Here is a 1064-nt window from a genome sequence, read left to right on the forward strand (position 1 = left end):
GCCGGCGATCCAGGCTTTCGGTGCGTGGCGGGCCTGGCTGATCGCGCCGGAATCCGCCGCCGAGACGGCCCGCTCGGTGCGGCGTCAGGCGGGCGTCGGCGTGATCGGCACCGCCGGGGGCGCCCTGCCCTGAGCGCCCGTGCCCCGATGGAACCTGCCCAAGGAATTTGCTATTAATTTAATAGCAATCAAGGCATGATTCACTAGGGCATGAAGGCAAAAGCACCCAAGAATCCTGCCAAGGGTGCCCGCGGCGGCGCCATGCCCCACGCGCACCCGGCGTCAGAACTTCTCGTGCGCCCCCAGGTAGCGCCACTGCCCGACGGGCAGGTTGCCCAGGGTGATGCGGCCGATGCGGATGCGCTTCAAGCCCACCACCTTCAGGCCCACCAGTTCGCACATGCGGCGGATCTGGCGCTTCTTGCCTTCCTTGAGCACGAAGCGCAGCTGCTCGGGGTTCTGCCAGTCCACGCGGGCGGGCCTGAGCGGCTGGCCATCCAGGGCCAGGCCATGGCACAGGCGGGCCAGCTGGTCGGCGGGAAAGGCGTCCTGCACGTTCAGCGCCACATCGCCGTACTGCACGCGCACGAGGTATTCCTTCTCGACGTCGGAGTCCTCGCCGATGAGCTGGCGCGCCACGCGGCCGTCCTGCGTGAGCACGAGCAGGCCGACCGAGTCGATGTCCAGCCGCCCGCAGGGTGCCAGGCCCCGCAGCTGCGGCGGCGAAAAGCGCATGCGGCTCGGGTCCTCGCGCCAGTGCGTGCGCGGGTTGATGAGGGCGACGGCGGGCGTGTGCCCGTCCTCGGCCTGGCCGCTCACGTAGCCCATGGGCTTGTGCATCAGGATGGTGACCTTCTGCTCCTGAAAGCCCTGCGCCACGCGCTCGACCTCGATGCGGTCGGTGGGCAGCACCTGCAGCCCCATCGGCGCGACTTCGCCGTTGACCTTGACCCAACCCTGCGCGATCCAGTCGTCGGCCTCGCGGCGCGAGCACAGGCCCAGCTCGGCCATGCGCTTGTTCAGGCGCGAGGTGCCGCCCTCGCCCGCCAGGGGCGCAGCGGCAG

The 1064-nt window shown here is 69.8% G+C and carries 1 protein-coding gene; it reads right to left on the minus strand.

What is annotated here, in order from left to right; all coding sequences use genetic code 11:
• Positions 1–282: 282 nt before the first annotated feature.
• The gene (locus tag AC27IQ_RS25470) at positions 283–1050 is read right to left on the minus strand and encodes a pseudouridine synthase (protein WP_487091291.1); all 768 of its coding nucleotides are present in this window, start codon (positions 1048–1050) and stop codon (positions 283–285) included.
• Between the last annotated feature and the right edge of the window lie 14 nt (positions 1051–1064).

Source organism: Acidovorax sp. KPB24-07, assembly GCF_057543315.1.